Below are 499 nucleotides of genomic sequence, written 5' to 3'. Positions count from 1 at the left end.
GGCGAGCAGTTCGCGGGCCAGCCTGCGGGCGTCGTCGGCCAGGTCGTCGCCGGGGTGCAGGCTGATGCGGGGCAGGTGCAGGGCGGGGTGGTCGCGGGTGATGGAGCTGACGGCCTCCCGGATGGCGGCCTCCGCGGTCAGGTGCGGCCGGGACGGAGCGGCGGGGCGGGTGACGACGTACAGCGACCGTCTGATGGTGGCGGGGAGCGTGTCGAGGGCGCGCGCGATCGCCCGCAGCACGCCCGCCCGCGACGCGTGAAGCGGGTCACCGTGAGACCGCCCGAGCGGACCCCCGTCGCCGCCGGCACCGTCGCCGTCGGCGGCCGGCGGAAGCGGGCCATCACCAGGGCGCGGCTCGTCACCAGGGCGCGGCTCGTCACCAAGGTGCAGCTCGTCACCAAGGCGCGGTCCCGCACCAGGGCGCGGCTCGGCACCAGGACGCGGTCCGGCACCAGGGCGTGCGGCGCCGGTGACCGGCGGGTGCGGCTCCGCATCAGGG

The 499-nt window shown here is 77.8% G+C and carries 2 protein-coding genes; one reads left to right on the top strand and one right to left on the bottom strand.

Annotated elements, in window-relative coordinates:
• Positions 1-240, bottom strand: a 240-nt coding sequence (locus tag FAF44_RS53635) for a hypothetical protein (protein ID WP_237111186.1), incomplete at its 3' end; no start/stop codon positions are given.
• A 30-nt stretch (positions 241-270) separates the two neighbouring features.
• Between FAF44_RS53635 and FAF44_RS53630 the strand changes: the two genes are divergently transcribed.
• Positions 271-499: hypothetical protein (locus FAF44_RS53630; protein WP_237111185.1), on the top strand; the 229-nt coding region annotated here is incomplete at its 3' end.

Origin of the sequence: Nonomuraea sp. MG754425 (assembly GCF_021699195.1) — a bacterium.
Lineage (GTDB): Bacteria > Actinomycetota > Actinomycetes > Streptosporangiales > Streptosporangiaceae > Nonomuraea.
This window is presented reverse-complemented; position numbering and strand designations above follow the sequence as displayed.